We start from the raw sequence: 16,793 nt of genomic DNA on the forward strand, positions 1-16,793 counted from the left end.
TCTCAGCAGCGCTGCGTTTTCAGCAGCAGAGAAGCGAGATTATGAACCGTGTTTCGCAGATCGTCAACAACTTTTTTACTACATCGTTGCGACTGCGGGGCTCAACTTCCAGGCCAGTTGCGCGCCCCAGACTGCAGCACACCGCCAACCCTGCTTCCCTCTTCCACGCCGCGTTTCCGTAAGCGCGAAAGAGGCGTGATTCTAAGCACCCGCCCCCAACTGCGCAAGCCCCTTTGTGAAAATATTTTGAAAAAGCCCCCGTGCGCTGACGCGCACGGGGGCTTCGGGCCCAGCGGGCCGAGTGGCGCCGCTAACCTACGCGCCGCCAGCAACACTTCCCTCTATATATAGAGGTGCGTCACTTGCCGCCGACCGCAGCCTGCAGTTGCTCGACCGGCACCGCGTCGGCCATCGCCGTGTAGCCGGCGTCACTCGGATGAATGCCGTCGCCGCTATCGTAGCGACGCTGCAGCACGCTCGGGCGCGCCGGATCGCGCAACACCGCATCGAAGTCGACCACGCCGTCGAACCCGCTACCGCTCCGGATCCACCGGTTCACCTCGAGCCGGATTGCTTCACGCCCCGCCGGCAGCCCGGCCGGCGTCAGCGTCGCACCAAAAATCTTCACGCCCTGACGGTGCGCCGCGTCGATCAGCCGGCGATAGCCGTCGATCAGCGACGCGGCCGTGACCTGCGTATGCGGGTGGTCGCAATCGAGCCCCGCGCGCGGCGGCATCGCAGCGAAGTTGATGTCGTTGATCCCGATCAGCACGATCGCCGCCTTCACACCCGCGCGCGACAGCGCATCACGCTCGAACCGCGACGCCAGCGACGTGCCATAGCAGGCCGAATCGCTAAGCAGCCGGTTCCCGCTGATACCAAGATTCGTGACGCCGATCGATTCCACGCCCGAGGTGGTCAGCCGACGCGCCAGTGCGTCCGGCCAGCGACGGTTCCGGTTCATGCTCGAGCGCAGCCCGTCGGTGATCGAATCGCCGATCGCGGCGACGCTGGCGTGCGCGGATCCGGCCTCGACCGCGAGCTCGGTCACCCACGCATATTGGGTAAAGCGGGTGCGAAACGCGGCAGCGCCCGGATCACTCACGTGATCGCCCGGTGCAGACACATAGTTGAACTGGTTCGACACGCGGTGCCAGACCGTCATCCGCTGGTTCGGTCCCATCTGGAGGTTGATCGCATACGGCCGCCCGGCCGCCACGTCGATCGCCACCGGATCGCTTTCGAGTTCCTGGCCCGGCGCAAGCGTCACCGACGCCTTGCCGCCGAACCGGACCGGCGCCGCCGCACCACCGGCAAGTGCCGCGCCCTCGCCGGCGCGCGCGAGGCTCGCCGCCTCGACGACCAGCGGCACGCGACCGTACGCATTGCTGACGCGGATCCGAGCGGCGCGCCCCGACACCGTCGGATAGACGATCTGGCGCACGGTCCGTCCGGACACGTCGGGTGCACGATAGAGCGGCGGCGGTGCGGCTAGATCCGGAATCGGCTGCAGCGCGGTCGCCCATGCGGCAACCCATCCGGCCGGCGCGGCCGAGGCCGACGCTACGAGCGGCGAGACAAAGACGGCCGCACCCAACACGGCCGCGGCGAGACTGCTTCGAAATGACATCGGCAAAATCCTCGTCGGAAAGCGGGCATTGTGCCGCAGAAGACGCGGCCCCCACGCGCAGGATCACCATCGCACCGCCCGATCGCGCCCCGACGTCCCTCGTTTACCCGAGTCTCGCCGTAAATCCACAAGAAATTTATTAACCGACCGGTCGGTTGGTTTATACTTCGCACACACTCAACCGGACGAGAAGCTCGCCATGTACACGCAATCCCTCGACATCCCCGGCAACGTCGCGCCGCTCGACGCCGCAGCCGAGTCGCCCGAGCAGGCGCGGTTCGATGCGGTCATGGCCGCCGACGGCAAGATCGAACCGCAGGACTGGATGCCCGATGCCTATCGCAAGACGCTGGTTCGCCAGATCTCGCAGCACGCGCATTCGGAAGTCGTCGGCATGCTGCCCGAAGGCAACTGGATCTCGCGCGCGCCGAGCCTGAAGCGCAAGGCGATCCTGCTCGCGAAGGTCCAGGACGAAGCCGGCCACGGCCTCTATCTTTATAGCGCGGCCGAAACGCTCGGCGTATCGCGCGATTCGCTGATCGACGCGCTGCTCGCCGGCAAGGCGAAATACTCGAGCATCTTCAACTACCCGACGCCGACCTGGGCCGACGTCGGCGTCATCGGCTGGCTCGTCGACGGCGCCGCGATCATGAACCAGATCCCGCTGTGCCGCTGCACGTACGGCCCGTACGCGCGCGCGATGATCCGCGTGTGCAAGGAAGAATCGTTCCACCAGCGCCAGGGCTTCGACGCGCTGCTCTCGATGATGAAGGGCAGCGACGCGCAACGCGCGATGGTCCAGCAGGCCGTGAACCGCTGGTGGTGGCCGGTGCTGATGATGTTCGGCCCGAGCGACGCCGATTCGGTTCACAGCAACCAGTCCGCGAAATGGGGCATCAAGCGAATCTCGAACGACGACCTGCGGCAAAAGTTTGTCGACGCGACGGTCGACCAGGCGAAGGTGCTCGGCGTGACCCTGCCCGACCCCGACCTGAAGTGGAACGAGGCGCGCGGCCACCACGACTACGGCACGATCGACTGGGACGAATTCTGGCGCGTGGTCAACGGCGACGGCCCGTGCAACAAGGAACGCCTCGCGACCCGTGTGAAAGCGCACGAGAACGGCGCATGGGTGCGCGAAGCCGCACTCGCCCACGAAGCAAAGCGCCGGGCACGCGCCGAACAGCATGCCGCCTGAGCGGCACACCATCGAATTCAGGATTCAGGAGAAAGTGATGAACAAGGAATGGCCGATCTGGGAAGTGTTCGTGCGCAGCAAGCAGGGGCTCGACCACAAGCATTGCGGCAGTCTGCACGCCGCCGACGCGTCGATGGCGCTGCGCATGGCGCGCGACGTCTACACGCGCCGCCAGGAAGGCGTGAGCATCTGGGTGGTGCCGTCGTCGGCAATTACCGCGTCGGATCCGAACGAGAAGGCGGAGCTGTTCGAACCGGCGGGCGACAAGATCTACCGTCACCCGACGTTCTACACGCTGCCCGACGAAGTCAACCACATGTAACGCCCGCGCCATGACGATCACGCCCGAACACCTCTCCTACGTGCTGCGCCTCGCGGACAACACGCTGACCCTCGGTCAGCGCAACGCCGAATGGTGCGGCCACGGCCCGATCCTCGAGGAAGACATCGCGCTCACCAACATGAGCCTCGACCTCATCGGCCAGGCGCGCATGCTGTACACGCACGCGGCCGAACTCGAGCGCCAGCTCACCGGCGCGACGAAGACCGAGGACGACTACGCGTACTTCCGCACCGAGCGCGAGTTCGCGAACTTCACGCTCGCCGAGCTGCCGCACTACGGCCCGATCGCCGGCACCGCGCACGCCGACAACGACTACGCAGTGACGATCGTGCGCAACTTCCTGTACTCAGCGCTGATGCTGCACGTGTGGACCGCGCTCGAAACGTCCACCGACACGCAGCTCGCCGCGATCGCCGCGAAATCGGTGAAGGAAACCCGCTATCACGTGCAGCACGCACGCGAGTGGCTGGTTCGCCTCGGTGACGGCACCGACGAATCGCATCGTCGTGCGCAGGACGCGCTCGACTATCTGACGCCGTACACGCGCGAATTCTTCGCCGCCGATGCGATCGACGACGCGGTTGCCGCCGAGGGCATCGCCCCCGCACCGGCCATGCTCGAGGCGGCGTGGCGCGCGGACATAGATGACGCGCTCGCGGAGGCGACGCTCACGCTGCCGGCACCCGTGCAGCATGTGACGACCGGCAAACAGGGCGAGCACTCGGAGCACATGGGCTACCTGCTCGCCGAAATGCAAAGCCTCGCACGCCAGCACCCCGGCGCGACCTGGTAACCCCGACGCCACGGAGCCCGACGATGTCCGTCCAGACCGCCGCCCCCGCTAACGCCGTGCCTGCCGCGCACCGCAACGATCCGCTGCTTGCGCGTGCATGGGACGTGCTCGAAGCCGTGCCCGACCCCGAGATCCCGGTCGTGTCGATCCGCGAGCTCGGCATCCTGCGCGACGTCCGCCGCGCGGACGACGGCAAGCTCGAAGTCGTGATCACGCCGACCTACTCGGGTTGCCCGGCCATGTCGCAGATCGCGGAGGACATCGCCGCCGCGCTGCAGGCCGCCGACCTTCCGCCGCACCGGATCGAGACGGTGCTCGCACCGGCGTGGACGACCGACTGGATCACCCAGGACGCACGCGACAAGCTGCGCGCGTACGGCATCGCGCCGCCGGTCGGCCAGTGCGGCACCGCCGCGCCGCGGGAAAACGTCGTGCGCTTCGTGCCGCGGCCGGTCGCGGCGCCCGCGTGCCCGCGTTGCGGCTCCGCCCGTACCGAGCGTCTCGCGCAATTCGCGTCCACGGCCTGCAAGGCGCTGTATCGCTGCGTCGACTGCCGCGAACCCTTCGACTACTTCAAACCCTATTAATCGATATGGCGACCCCGCAATTTCATCCGCTGCGTATCCGCGACGTGCGGCCCGAGACCGCCGACGCCGTAACCGTCTCATTCGACGTACCGCCCGAGCTGCGCGACGCGTACCGCTTCACGCAGGGCCAGTTCGTCACGCTGAAGACCCACATCGACGGCGAGGAAACGCGCCGCTCGTATTCGATCTGCGTCGGCACGACGGACTACGACCGTGACGGCGAGCTGCGCATCGGCATCAAGCGCGTGCGCGGCGGCCGCTTCTCGAACTTCGCATTCGACTCGCTCAAGCCGGGCCACACGATCGACGTGATGACGCCGGACGGCCGGTTCTTCACACACCTGAACGCCGACCACGGCAAGCAGTACGTCGCGTTTTCCGGCGGCTCCGGGATCACGCCGGTGCTCGCGATCGTGAAAACGACGCTCGAACTGGAGCCGCGCAGCACGTTCACGCTGATCTACGGCAACCGCAGCGTCGACGCGATCATGTTCGCGGAGGAGCTCGAGGACCTGAAGAACCGCTACATGAACCGCTTCGTCCTCTATCACGTACTGTCGGACGACCAGCAGGACGTGGAGCTGTTCAACGGTGTGCTCGACCAGGCGAAGTGTGCGGAATTCCTCGGCGCGCTGACGCCGGCCGACGCGATCGACGAGGCTTTCATCTGCGGCCCGGCGCCGATGATGGATGCGGCCGAAGCCGCGCTGAAGGCGGCCGGCGTGCCGCAGGCGAAGGTGCACGTCGAGCGCTTCGGCACGCCGCTGCCGCAGGCCGGTGCGCCGGTCGTCGAAATCACCGACCAGACGCCGGCCGCCGACCTGGAAATCGTGCTCGACGGCAAGAAGCGCAAGCTGAGGCTGCCGTACGAAGGCGTGAGCCTGCTCGATGTCGGCCTGCGCGCGGGCCTCGCGCTGCCGTACGCGTGCAAGGGCGGCGTGTGCTGCACGTGCCGCGCGAAGGTGCTCGAGGGCGAAGCGCGGATGGAGAAGAACTACACGCTCGAAGCGCATGAAGTGAAGGACGGCTTCGTCCTCACGTGCCAGTGCCACCCGGTCAGCGACAAGGTCGTCGTGAGCTACGACGAGCGTTGAGCGACGTCGCGTCGCGGTGCCGGACGGTTTCTCGCCGTCACACATCTCGCTTACACTAGGGGCCGCCGGCCGGCTGGACATCGCAACGTCCGCCCGGCCGGCGGTTTTCTTTTGTTGACGACAGGCCGATGAGTACCATTCATGTGATTCAGGGCGGCACCGCCGCCGCGTCACTGCGCGAGGCGCTCGCGCAAACCGGACGCGACGAGCTCGTCGTCGGATTGCTCGACGATCTCGGCGTCGGGCCGCTCAAGGGCGCCGACGAGACGCCCGATACGCGTGCCGCCTTCTGGCAGCACGTGCTCGGCGACCAGATTCCCGACTGGAACGCAGAGATCGAAGGCGAGTTCGCGCGCCTCGACCAACTCGCGACGGATACCGGCCAGGTGGTCGTGTGGCATGCGCCGAGCGTCGGCGACAAGCTGCTGCTGCGCCGCGTCGCCTATCACCTGCGCAACGTCCCGCAACGCCTGAACGAAGTGCGGCTGTCGGCCGCCGACCTCGACGCGACGCAGCGCGCGGCGCTGTCGCGCATCGACCAGGCGTGCGCGACCGGCATGTTCTCGCCGGCCGAACTGGCGCGCAAGCGCCCGGTGGCCGCGCCGATCTCGGTGCTGCGCATCGGCCGCCTCGCGCTCGAATGGCAGGAGGCAAAGCACCTGAACGCCGAGCTGCGCTACTGGGTCAGCAACACGATCAAGAGCGGCCACTACGAGGATCTCGACGCGCTGATCATCGCGCGCGCGGAAGCCGACTGGCTGCCCGCGGCGCGCCTCGTCGGCAGCATCATGGCCGACGCCGACCGCGGCGGGCTGTTCGTCAGCGACTCGATCGCCTGGTGGCGCTGCCGCGAACTCGCGGCGGCCGGCCGGCTCGAGCTGCAGGACGACGCGCCCGACGCCCTCTCTTCCACGCAGGTGCGCGCGGCCCGCGCGGCCGCCCCGCACCGCTAATCTTCCGCATTCGACCATGGCCCGTACCCGAGCGCCCGACCACGAATCCCAGCGCGAGCAGATCCTCGATCTGGCCGCCGAAAAATTCGCGCAGACGAGCTACCCGAGCACGTCGATGTCCGATCTCGCGACCGCGAGCGGCACGTCGAAGGCACGCCTCTATCACTATTACGAGAGCAAGGAAGCCATCCTGTTCGACCTGCTCGACCGCTACACGAAACGGCTGATGCTGATCATCGCCGAGGTCGAAGGGGCGAGCCAGCGGCGCGGCCTCGGCGAGCGTGACGCGTTCGCGGAGCTCGTGCGTGCATTCCTCGCCGAATACGAGACGTCGCACAGCCGGCACGTCGCGCTGCTCAACGACGTGAAGTATCTCGAGGACGCGCAGCGCGAAATCGTGCTCGACCGCCAGCGCGACATCGTCGCGGCGTTCACGCGGCAGCTCGCGCGCGCGTACCCGGATCGCATCTCGAAGGAAAACCAGACGTCCGTGACGATGATGGTGTTCGGGATGATCAACTGGACGTTCACATGGCTGAAGCCGGGCGGCCGCCTCGGCTACCGCGACTTCGCCGAGCAGGTGATCGACCTGATCGAGCGCGGGCTGTCGACGGCCGCCTGATTGACGCGCAGCAGCAAGCGTTGCGCGACGGGCACACTGCGACCGCCTGCCACGCATTTCATATGATGAATTTTAAATCTGTTAAAAATCAGATAGATAGATATTTAACTAAGCAGATTTAGAATTCATCCTCCAGCTTAAACATCGTCAAATACGGGTTTTCCCCAATCCTGGGGCTGACGGTCGGGTAAAATGCTGTTGCATTGCACAACCCGCTGTACGGTCACACTGAGGAACCCACGATGAACACGCAATTCAACGGCACTGCCGATGTCGTCGGCAACGCCGGGTCTGCGCCGGTTCTCGTCAGGGAACTGGCTTCCAAAGACCGTGAGCAAATGCTCACCCACTTTCTCTCGCTCGACGAAGAGGACCGCCTGCTGCGCTTCGGCCAGATGGTGCCCGACCACGTGATCGAGAACTATGTCCGCACGATCGACTTCGGCCGCGACACCGTGTTCGGCGTGTTCGACCATGACCTCGAACTGATCGGCGTCGGCCACCTGGCCTACCTGCCGGCCGAGGGCGACAAGCGCACGGCCGAATTCGGCGTGTCGGTGCTCGAAAGCGCACGCGGCCGCGGCGTCGGCTCGAAGCTGTTCGAGCGCGCGGCGATCCGCAGCCGCAACACGCACGTGACGATGCTGTACATGCACTGCCTGTCGCGTAACGCGACGATGATGCACATCGCGAAGAAATCCGGGATGCGCATCGAGTACGCGTACGGCGAAGCCGATGCGTACCTGTCGCTGCCGCCGGCCGACCACTCGACGATCATCGCCGAGATGCTGCAGGAACAGGCCGCGGTGTTCGACTATGCGATGAAGCGCCAGGCGCGCCGCACCACGAAGTTCATCGAATCGCTGATGCCCGCCGCCCTGACGGCGTAATGTCGGCCAGCCGGGCCGCGCCAGCGGCGCGCCCGGCCCCTCCCTTCCCCGCCGCGCACTAGCGCACCGAACGAATCGGCAAGGCCGTCGTCTCCTTGAAGCATTCGAGCGAAAAGCTCGTCTTCACGTCGATCACCGACGGGTGATGCAGCAGATGCTCCTGCACGAAGCGGGAGAAATGCGCCATGTCCTCGACCTGCACGCGCAGCAGGTAATCCATATCCCCCGTCATCGCGTGGCACGCGACGACTTCCGGCCAGGTCTGCACGGCCGCGCGAAACAGCTCCGCATGGGTCGCCCCCGCACGCGCCGACGTTTCGTCGGCCCGCACCGGCGCGAGCCCACCGCGCTTCTCGAGCCGCACGCTCACGTACGCGAGCAGGTCGAGCCCGAGCTTCTGCGGATCCAGCAGCGCGACATAACCGGTGATCACGCCGATCTCCTCGAGCCGCCGGATCCGCCGCAGGCACGGGCTCGGCGACAGGTTCACGCGCTCGGCGATCTCCTGGTTCGACAGGCGCCCGTTCTCCTGAAGAATCGCGAGAATCCGCCGGTCGATGGCATCCAATTCGGCCTGCGCCATCTTCTGCCCTCCAATGAATATTTAAAGACTGGAAATTGCGCCATCTTAGGTTCGGGCAATTAAGTTCGCAAGTTTACGCTCGCGGCTGCCCGCTACACTCTGTCGCACGTACCGATTCGTCGCACACGCCGCCGCGTGTACCACGTTCGACATCGAACCAGGCCGGCCTGCGCACGTCGCCCCGGCCGATCGCCCCCACAGGAGACACGCCATGCAGATCCCGAACTGGGACAACCCCGTCGGCACCGACGGCTTCGAATTCATCGAATACACGGCACCGGACCCGAAAGCGCTCGGACAACTGTTCGAACGGATGGGTTTCACCGCGATCGCGCGCCACCGCCACAAGGACGTGACGGTGTACCGCCAGGGCGACATCAACTTCATCATCAACGCCGAACCCGACTCGTTCGCACAACGCTTCGCGCGCCTGCACGGCCCGTCGATCTGCGCGATCGCGTTCCGCGTGCAGGACGCCGCGAAGGCGTACCAGCACGCGCTGGAGCTCGGCGCATGGGGCTTCGACAACAAGACGGGCCCGATGGAGCTGAACATCCCGGCGATCAAGGGCATCGGCGATTCGCTGATCTACTTCGTCGACCGCTGGCGCGGCAAGAACGGCGCGCAACCGGGCGCAATCGGCGACATCAGCATCTATGACGTCGACTTCGAGCCGATCGCCGGCGCGAACCCGAACCCGGTCGGCCACGGCCTCACCTACATCGACCACCTGACGCACAACGTGCACCGCGGCCGCATGCAGGAATGGGCCGAGTTCTACGAACGCCTGTTCAACTTCCGCGAAGTGCGCTACTTCGACATCGAAGGCAAGGTGACGGGCGTGAAGTCGAAGGCGATGACGTCGCCGTGCGGCAAGATCCGCATCCCGATCAACGAGGAAGGCTCGGATACGGCTGGCCAGATCCAGGAGTACCTCGACGCGTACCACGGCGAAGGCATCCAGCACATCGCGCTCGGCGCCAGCGACATCTACCAGGCAGTCGACGGCCTGCGCAGCAAGGAAGTGAAGCTGCTCGACACGATCGACACGTATTACGAACTGGTCGACCGCCGCGTGCCGGACCACGGCGAATCGCTGGAAGAACTGAAGAAGCGCAAGATCCTGATCGACGGCGCGCGCGACGACCTGCTGCTGCAGATCTTCACCGAGAACCAGATCGGGCCGATCTTCTTCGAGATCATCCAGCGCAAGGGCAACCAGGGCTTCGGCGAAGGCAACTTCAAGGCGCTGTTCGAATCGATCGAGCTCGACCAGATCCGCCGCGGCGTCGTGCAGGACAAGGCCTGACGCATCCGGCGGGCGGCTGCCCGGGGCAACCCGGCCGGCCGCACGATCCGGCGGCACAAAGAAAAAGGGCGGGAATCCAAGGATTCCCGCCCTTTTTGCATTCCGGCGCGGCCCGCAAGCCGCGCGACCGGATCAACGCGCGTTCGCCTTCGACTCGACGGCGCGCTCGGCCGACGGCTGCGCAACGGCGTCCTGGGCCGGCACGATCTGCTGCATCTGCGCGCCGGCTGCCGCCAGTGCGCTCGCGCCTCGCGCGTGCACCGGGCCCGTCATCGAGAAAAACGCGGCGGACACGATCAGGAAACTCTGGATATGACGTGTGTTCATTGCACCTCCTGTAAAACTGCCGGCGCCTCTCCGCTTGCGTCGAAACTAACCAACGCGGCCGGACACCACCAGCAGGCCGACAAGATTAACGGCGTTTGCATGCAGATGGGGCCAGCTTTACATGCTTTTACATGATGTAACTCATGATTCAGCCCCTTTTTTGATGCGCCGCCGCAATTCCCCCGCATTCCAACCGATGGGCGGCGGGTTTGCCCCAGTGCTACCATCGCTTAAAACCGGCCAATATGCCGGCCACTGCCGACGCGTCCACAAGACGCCCGAAGCAGTCGAGTTTTGGTGATCCCAAACTGGGTGGAGGAGACAGTTAATGAATGCCCCGCTAGACGCAGGCCAACGCGCGTCGCTAGAAGCCGCGCTGAAGTCCGTCACGCTTGATGACAAATACACACTGGAGCGCGGTCGCGCGTACATGAGCGGCATCCAGGCCCTCGTGCGCCTGCCGATGCTCCAGCAGGAACGCGACCGCGCCGCCGATCTCAATACGGCCGGCTTCATCTCCGGCTATCGTGGTTCGCCGCTCGGCGGCCTCGACCTCTCGCTCTGGAAGGCCAAGCAGCACCTGGCGGCCCACCAGATCGTCTTCCAGCCCGGCCTCAACGAAGATCTCGCCGCCACCGCCGTGTGGGGCTCGCAGCAGGTGAACCTGTACCCCGGTGCGAAGCACGACGGCGTGTTCGGCATGTGGTACGGCAAGGGCCCGGGCGTCGACCGCACGGGCGACGTGTTCAAGCACGCGAATTCGGCCGGCTCGTCGCAGCACGGCGGCGTGCTGGTGCTGGCCGGCGACGACCACGCGGCGAAATCATCGACGCTCGCACACCAGTCCGAACACATCTTCAAGGCCTGCGGTCTGCCGGTGCTGTTCCCGTCCAACGTGCAGGAATATCTCGACTTCGGCCTGCACGGCTGGGCAATGAGCCGCTACTCGGGCCTGTGGGTCGCGCTCAAGTGCGTGACGGACGTGGTCGAATCGTCGGCATCGGTCGACATCGACCCGCATCGCACCGAGATCGTGCTGCCGACTGACTTCATCCTGCCGGAAGGCGGGCTGAACATCCGCTGGCCCGACCCGCCGCTCGTGCAGGAAGCACGGCTGCTCGACTACAAGTGGTACGCGGCGCTCGCCTACGTGCGCGCGAACAAGCTCGACCGCATCGAGATCGATTCGCCGAGCGCGCGCTTCGGGATCATGACGGGCGGCAAGGCCTACCTCGACGTGCGCCAGGCGCTGACCGACCTCGGCCTCGACGACGAAACCTGCGCGCGGATCGGCATCCGCCTCTACAAGGTCGGCTGCGTGTGGCCGCTCGAAGCGCAAGGCGCGCAGGCGTTCGCGCGCGGGCTCGACGAAATCCTCGTCGTCGAGGAAAAGCGCCAGATCCTCGAATACGCGATCAAGGAAGAGCTGTACAACTGGCCCGACGGCCAGCGGCCTCGTGTGTTCGGCAAGTTCGACGAGAAGGACGGCGCCGGCGGCGAATGGTCGGTGCCGATGGGCAACTGGCTGCTGCCCGCGCACTACGAGCTGTCGCCCGCGATCATCGCGAAGGCGATCGCGACGCGCCTCGAAAAGTTCGAGCTGCCGTCCGACGTGCGCGCGCGCATCGCCGCGCGGCTCGCCGTGATCAACGCGAAGGAAATGGCGCTCGCGAAGCCGCACGTGCAGACCGAGCGTAAGCCGTGGTTCTGCTCGGGCTGCCCGCACAACACGTCGACCAACGTGCCGGAAGGCTCTCGCGCGATCGCCGGCATCGGCTGCCACTACATGACCGTGTGGATGGACCGCAGCACGAGCACCTTCAGCCAGATGGGCGGCGAAGGGGTACCGTGGATCGGCCAGGCGCCGTTCACGGACGAGAAGCACGTGTTCGCGAACCTCGGCGACGGCACCTATTTCCACTCGGGCCTGCTGGCCGTGCGCGCGGCGATCTCGTCGAAAGCGAACATCACCTACAAGATCCTCTACAACGACGCGGTCGCGATGACGGGCGGCCAGCCGGTCGACGGCGTGCTGACGGTGCCGCAGATCACGCATCAGCTCGCGTCGGAAGGCGCGAAGAAGATCGTGATCGTCACCGACGAGCCGGAGAAGTACGACAGCCAGAAGGCGCTGCTCGCGCCGGGCGTGCCGATCCACCACCGCGACCAGCTCGACGACGTGCAGCGCGAGCTGCGCGAGATCGAAGGCACGACGATCCTGATCTACGACCAGACCTGCGCGACCGAGAAGCGCCGCCGCCGCAAGCGCGGCACGTATCCGGACCCGGCGAAGCGCGTCGTGATCAACGACGCGGTGTGCGAAGGCTGCGGCGACTGCTCGGTGCAGTCGAACTGCCTGTCGGTCGAGCCGCTGGAAACCGAATTCGGCACGAAGCGCCAGATCAACCAGTCGAGCTGCAACAAGGACTTCTCGTGCGTGAAGGGCTTCTGCCCGAGCTTCGTCACGGTCGAGGGCGGCCAGTTGAAGAAGCCGAAGGCCGTATCGGTCGACGGCAACGCACTGCCGCCGATCCCTGAACCGACGCTGCCGGACATCGACCGCGCATACGGCGTGCTCGTCACGGGCGTCGGCGGCACGGGCGTCGTCACGATCGGCGCGCTGCTCGGGATGGCCGCGCACCTGGAAAACAAGGGCGTGACCGTGCTCGACGTCACCGGCCTCGCGCAGAAAGGCGGCGCCGTGATGAGCCATGTGCAGATCTCGCACGCGCCGACCGACATCCACGCAACCCGGATCGCGATGGGCGAAGCCGACCTCGTGATCGGCTGCGACGCGATCGTCACGGCCGGCGACGAGTGCACGTCGCGGATGCGGCACGACACGACGCGCGTGGTCGTCAACAGCGCGCAGACGCCGACCGCCGAGTTCATCAAGAACCCGAACTGGGCGTTCCCGGGCCTGTCCGCCGAAAACGACATCCGCGCGGCGGCAGGCGTTGACGTCGACTTCATCGACGCGAACCGCTTTGCGGTCGCGCTGCTGGGCGACGCGATCTACACGAACCCGTTCGTGCTCGGCTACGCGTGGCAAAAAGGCTGGCTGCCGCTCACGCTCGCGTCGCTCGTCCGCGCGATCGAGCTGAATGCGGTATCGGTCGAGAAGAACCGAGCGGCATTCGACTGGGGCCGCCGCGCCGCGCACGACCTGGCGAGCGTGAAGCAGGCCGCGGCCGGCGACGCGCGCCCGGTGCAAGGCGCCACGGTGATCGCGCTGCATACGAAGAAGGCGGTCGACGCGCTGATCGCGAAGCGCGTGGAATTCCTCACCGCGTACCAGAACGCCGCGTACGCAGCACGCTATGCGGCGTTCGTCGACAAGGTGCGCGCGGCCGAGCGTGCGCTGGCGGACGGCGACACGGTGCAGGAGCAACTGACCGAAGCGGTCGCGCGCAACCTGTTCAAGCTGATGGCGTACAAGGACGAATACGAGGTCGCGCGGCTGCAGTCCGATCCGGCATTCCTCGCTCGCCTGACCGCACAGTTCGAGGGCGACTGGAAGCTGAAATTCCACCTCGCGCCGCCGCTGTTCGCGAAGACGGACGCACACGGCCATCTCGTGAAGAAGGCGTACGGCCCGTGGATGATGTCGGCGTTCCGGATGCTCGCGAAGGCGAAGTTCCTGCGCGGCACGGGGCTCGACCCGTTCGGCCGTACCGAGGAGCGTCGCACCGAGCGCGCGCTGATCGGCGAGTACGAAACGCTGATCGGCGAGGTGCTCGGCAAGCTGAACGCGGCCAACCGCCCGCTCGCCCTCGAGCTCGCGGCGCTGCCGGACGGCATTCGCGGCTATGGCCACGTGAAGGAGAACAACCTGCGCGCGGTACGCCAGAAGTGGAACACGCTGCTCGCGAAGTGGCGTGCGCCGGCCGGCGGCCAGTCGCACCAGCAGGTCGCGTAACGGCACTCGGCGGGCATTCGCGGTCCGGATGCCCGCTGGTGAACGCCTACCGGCTCACGTCGCTTCACGATAAAAAAACGCCACGGAACGCAGGTTCCGTGGCGTTTTTCATTACGCCGCGCATGAAGCGCGGCACACGCGGGCGTGGACTTACTTCGTGTTCACGTTCGCGGCGGCAACCGCCGTCATGTTGATGATCCGGCGCACGGTCGCAGCCGGCGTCAGGATGTGAGCCGGCTTCGCTGCGCCGAGCAGGAACGGGCCGACCGTCACGCCTTCGCCGCCGACCATCTTCAGCAGGTTGTACGCGATGTTCGCCGCTTCGACGTTCGGCATGATCAGCAGGTTCGCTTCGCCCGACAGCGTCGTGCCGGGGAATGCCTGCTTGCGGATCATTTCCGACAGCGCCGCGTCGCCGTGCATTTCGCCGTCGACTTCCAGGTTCGGGGCACGTTCGACGATCAGCTTGCGGGCCTCGCCCATCCGGCGCGACGACGCCGACGGCGCGCTGCCGAAGTTCGAGTTCGACAGCAGCGCAGCCTTCGGCGCAATGCCGAAGCGCTCGATCTCGGCCGCGGCCTGGATCGTCATGTCGGCGAGCTGTTCGGCGCTCGGCAACTCGTTCACGTACGTATCGCACACGAACAGGTTGCGGCCCGGCAGCATCAGCAGGTTCATTGCCGCGAAGTGCTCGGCGCCCTTCGCGCGGCCCAGCACCTGCTCGATGAACTTCAGGTGGCTGTGGAACGTGTCGATCATCCCGCAGATCATCCCGTCCGCGTCGCCCAGGTGCACGAGCATCGCGCCGATCAGCGTGTTGAACTTGCGCATCGCGGCCTTCGCGACTTCCGGCGTCACGCCGTCGCGCGCGCCGATCTCCTGATAAGCCTGCCAGTAGCGGTGGTAGCGCGCATCGTCTTCCGGATCGACGATTTCGAAATCGGTGCCGGCCTTCAGCTTCGAGCCGATCTTCGCGAGGCGCATGTCGATGACCGACGGACGGCCGACGAGGATCGGCTTCGCGATCTTTTCCTGCAGCACGAACTGTGCGGCGCGCAGCACGCGCTCGTCTTCGCCCTCGGCGAACACGATGCGGGCCTGCTTCTGCTTCGCCGTCGCGAACACCGGGCGCATCACCATGCCGGTGCGGTAGACGGTCGCGCCGAGCTGCTCGCGGTACGCGTCCATGTCCTGGATCGGACGGGTGGCGACGCCCGAATCCATCGCGGCTTGCGCGACGGCCGGCGCGATCTTGATGATCAGGCGCGGGTCGAACGGTTTCGGAATCAGGTAGTCCGGCCCGAATTCGAGCGAATGGCCTTCATACGCCTTCGCGACTTCTTCGCTCTGGTCGGTTTCCTGTGCCAGCTCGGCGATCGCGCGCACGCATGCGAGCTTCATTTCCTCCGTGATCGTCGTCGCGCCGACGTCGAGCGCGCCGCGGAAGATGAACGGGAAGCACAGTACGTTGTTGACCTGGTTCGGGTAGTCCGAACGGCCGGTCGCGACGATCGCGTCCGGGCGCACGGCCTTCGCGTCTTCCGGGCGGATTTCCGGTTCCGGGTTCGCGAGCGCCAGGATCAGCGGGCGGTCGCCCATCGTCTTGACCATGTCCTGCTTCAGCACGCCCGCGCTCGAGCAGCCGAGGAAGACGTCGGCGCCGACGATCGCGTCGGCGAGCGTGCGTGCGTCAGTGGTCGCCGCATAGCGCTGCTTCGACGGGTCGAGGTTGCCGCGCCCTTCGTAGATCACGCCCTTCGAATCGGCGACGAGGATGTTCGACTTCGTCAGGCCGAGGTTCACCAGCAGGTCCAGACAGGCGATGGCCGCTGCACCGGCGCCCGAGCACACGAGCTTCACTTCGGACAGCTTCTTGCCGACGACCTTCAGGCCGTTCAGGATCGCGGCCGACGCGATGATCGCGGTGCCGTGCTGGTCATCGTGGAAGACCGGAATCTTCATGCGCTCGCGCAGCTTCTGCTCGATGTAGAAGCATTCCGGCGCCTTGATGTCCTCGAGGTTGATGCCGCCGAGCGTCGGCTCGAGCATCGCGATCGCCTCGACGAGCTTGTCGGGGTCGGACTCCGACAGTTCGATGTCGAACACGTCGATGCCCGCGAATTTCTTGAAGAGACACCCCTTGCCTTCCATCACCGGCTTCGCGGCGAGCGGGCCGATGTTGCCGAGGCCGAGCACGGCGGTGCCGTTCGTGATGACGCCGACGAGGTTGCCGCGCGACGTGTACTTCTGCGCGTCGAGCGGATCGGCGTGGATCGCTTCGCACGCAGCGGCGACGCCCGGCGAATACGCGAGCGACAGATCCAGCTGGTTCGACAGCGGCTTGGTCGGGGTGACCGAAATCTTGCCGGGTTTCGGGTTCAGGTGATAAGCGAGTGCGGCCTGCTTCAGTTGTTCGTCCATGATTGACCTGCGAGAGACATGCGAAATATTGACGGTTCAGTACGCTGCACCTTCGGCCGCGTCTGCTTGAATCGAGGGGGTGATCGACTGCGAGACGGCACGCGGCGCGCCGGGTCGGCACGCC

General features: G+C 66.1%; 15 protein-coding genes. 11 read left to right on the forward strand and 4 right to left on the reverse strand.

Annotated features, from left to right (window positions below):
- Window positions 1–182, forward strand: a 182-nt coding sequence (locus tag BDI24065_RS35045; protein WP_217481842.1) for a hypothetical protein, incomplete at its 5' end; no start/stop codon positions are given.
- A 176-nt stretch (window positions 183–358) separates the two neighbouring features.
- On the opposite strand, the gene BDI24065_RS35050 is transcribed toward BDI24065_RS35045, so the two are convergent.
- Complete coding sequence (locus tag BDI24065_RS35050; RefSeq protein ID WP_175035025.1) at window positions 359–1,630, reverse strand: SGNH/GDSL hydrolase family protein; 1,272 nt, start codon at window positions 1,628–1,630, stop codon at window positions 359–361.
- Between the two features lie 199 nt (window positions 1,631–1,829).
- Between BDI24065_RS35050 and paaA the strand changes: the two genes are divergently transcribed.
- The 8 genes from paaA (at window position 1,830) to BDI24065_RS35090 (ending at window position 8,110) form a co-directional block, all read left to right on the forward strand.
- Window positions 1,830–2,828, forward strand: a complete 999-nt coding sequence (paaA, locus tag BDI24065_RS35055; protein WP_175035026.1) for a 1,2-phenylacetyl-CoA epoxidase subunit PaaA — start codon at window positions 1,830–1,832, stop codon at window positions 2,826–2,828.
- A 37-nt stretch (window positions 2,829–2,865) separates the two neighbouring features.
- Window positions 2,866–3,150 carry a 1,2-phenylacetyl-CoA epoxidase subunit PaaB gene (paaB, locus tag BDI24065_RS35060; RefSeq protein ID WP_010092957.1) on the forward strand — a complete coding sequence of 95 codons (285 nt, stop codon included), beginning with the start codon at window positions 2,866–2,868 and terminating at the stop codon, window positions 3,148–3,150.
- A gap of 10 nt (window positions 3,151–3,160) precedes the next feature.
- Window positions 3,161–3,964 carry a 1,2-phenylacetyl-CoA epoxidase subunit PaaC gene (gene paaC, locus BDI24065_RS35065; protein WP_175035027.1) on the forward strand — a complete coding sequence of 268 codons (804 nt, stop codon included), beginning with the start codon at window positions 3,161–3,163 and terminating at the stop codon, window positions 3,962–3,964.
- Window positions 3,965–3,987: 23 nt separating this feature from the next.
- Entirely contained in the window at window positions 3,988–4,551 is a 564-nt protein-coding gene (paaD, locus tag BDI24065_RS35070) for a 1,2-phenylacetyl-CoA epoxidase subunit PaaD (protein WP_175035028.1), read from the forward strand.
- A 5-nt stretch (window positions 4,552–4,556) separates the two neighbouring features.
- Window positions 4,557–5,645, forward strand: a complete 1,089-nt coding sequence (paaE, locus tag BDI24065_RS35075; RefSeq protein WP_175035029.1) for a 1,2-phenylacetyl-CoA epoxidase subunit PaaE — start codon at window positions 4,557–4,559, stop codon at window positions 5,643–5,645.
- A 128-nt stretch (window positions 5,646–5,773) separates the two neighbouring features.
- Window positions 5,774–6,598, forward strand: a complete 825-nt coding sequence (locus tag BDI24065_RS35080) for a DUF1835 domain-containing protein (RefSeq protein WP_175035030.1) — start codon at window positions 5,774–5,776, stop codon at window positions 6,596–6,598.
- A 16-nt stretch (window positions 6,599–6,614) separates the two neighbouring features.
- Window positions 6,615–7,220 (forward strand): TetR/AcrR family transcriptional regulator, encoded by a 606-nt coding sequence (locus tag BDI24065_RS35085; RefSeq protein WP_174382527.1) that lies wholly within the window; start codon window positions 6,615–6,617, stop codon window positions 7,218–7,220.
- A 242-nt stretch (window positions 7,221–7,462) separates the two neighbouring features.
- Entirely contained in the window at window positions 7,463–8,110 is a 648-nt protein-coding gene (locus BDI24065_RS35090; RefSeq protein ID WP_164462503.1) for a GNAT family N-acetyltransferase, read from the forward strand.
- Window positions 8,111–8,168: 58 nt separating this feature from the next.
- On the opposite strand, the gene BDI24065_RS35095 is transcribed toward BDI24065_RS35090, so the two are convergent.
- On the reverse strand, window positions 8,169–8,693 hold the full coding sequence (locus BDI24065_RS35095; RefSeq protein ID WP_011655746.1) for an Lrp/AsnC family transcriptional regulator: 525 nt from the start codon (window positions 8,691–8,693) through the stop codon (window positions 8,169–8,171).
- A 211-nt stretch (window positions 8,694–8,904) separates the two neighbouring features.
- Between BDI24065_RS35095 and hppD the strand changes: the two genes are divergently transcribed.
- The gene (gene hppD, locus BDI24065_RS35100; RefSeq protein ID WP_175035031.1) at window positions 8,905–10,002 is read left to right on the forward strand and encodes a 4-hydroxyphenylpyruvate dioxygenase; all 1,098 of its coding nucleotides are present in this window, start codon (window positions 8,905–8,907) and stop codon (window positions 10,000–10,002) included.
- A 132-nt stretch (window positions 10,003–10,134) separates the two neighbouring features.
- Here the strand turns inward: hppD and BDI24065_RS35105 are convergent, their stop codons facing one another.
- Window positions 10,135–10,329 (reverse strand): hypothetical protein, encoded by a 195-nt coding sequence (locus BDI24065_RS35105; RefSeq protein WP_046547411.1) that lies wholly within the window; start codon window positions 10,327–10,329, stop codon window positions 10,135–10,137.
- Window positions 10,330–10,657: 328 nt separating this feature from the next.
- Between BDI24065_RS35105 and BDI24065_RS35110 the strand changes: the two genes are divergently transcribed.
- Window positions 10,658–14,248, forward strand: a complete 3,591-nt coding sequence (locus tag BDI24065_RS35110; protein ID WP_175035032.1) for an indolepyruvate ferredoxin oxidoreductase family protein — start codon at window positions 10,658–10,660, stop codon at window positions 14,246–14,248.
- Window positions 14,249–14,398: 150 nt separating this feature from the next.
- Here the strand turns inward: BDI24065_RS35110 and BDI24065_RS35115 are convergent, their stop codons facing one another.
- The gene (locus BDI24065_RS35115; protein WP_175035033.1) at window positions 14,399–16,669 is read right to left on the reverse strand and encodes an NADP-dependent malic enzyme; all 2,271 of its coding nucleotides are present in this window, start codon (window positions 16,667–16,669) and stop codon (window positions 14,399–14,401) included.
- Between the last annotated feature and the right edge of the window lie 124 nt (window positions 16,670–16,793).

The organism is Burkholderia lata (assembly GCF_902499025.1).
Lineage (GTDB): Bacteria > Pseudomonadota > Gammaproteobacteria > Burkholderiales > Burkholderiaceae > Burkholderia > Burkholderia lata_C.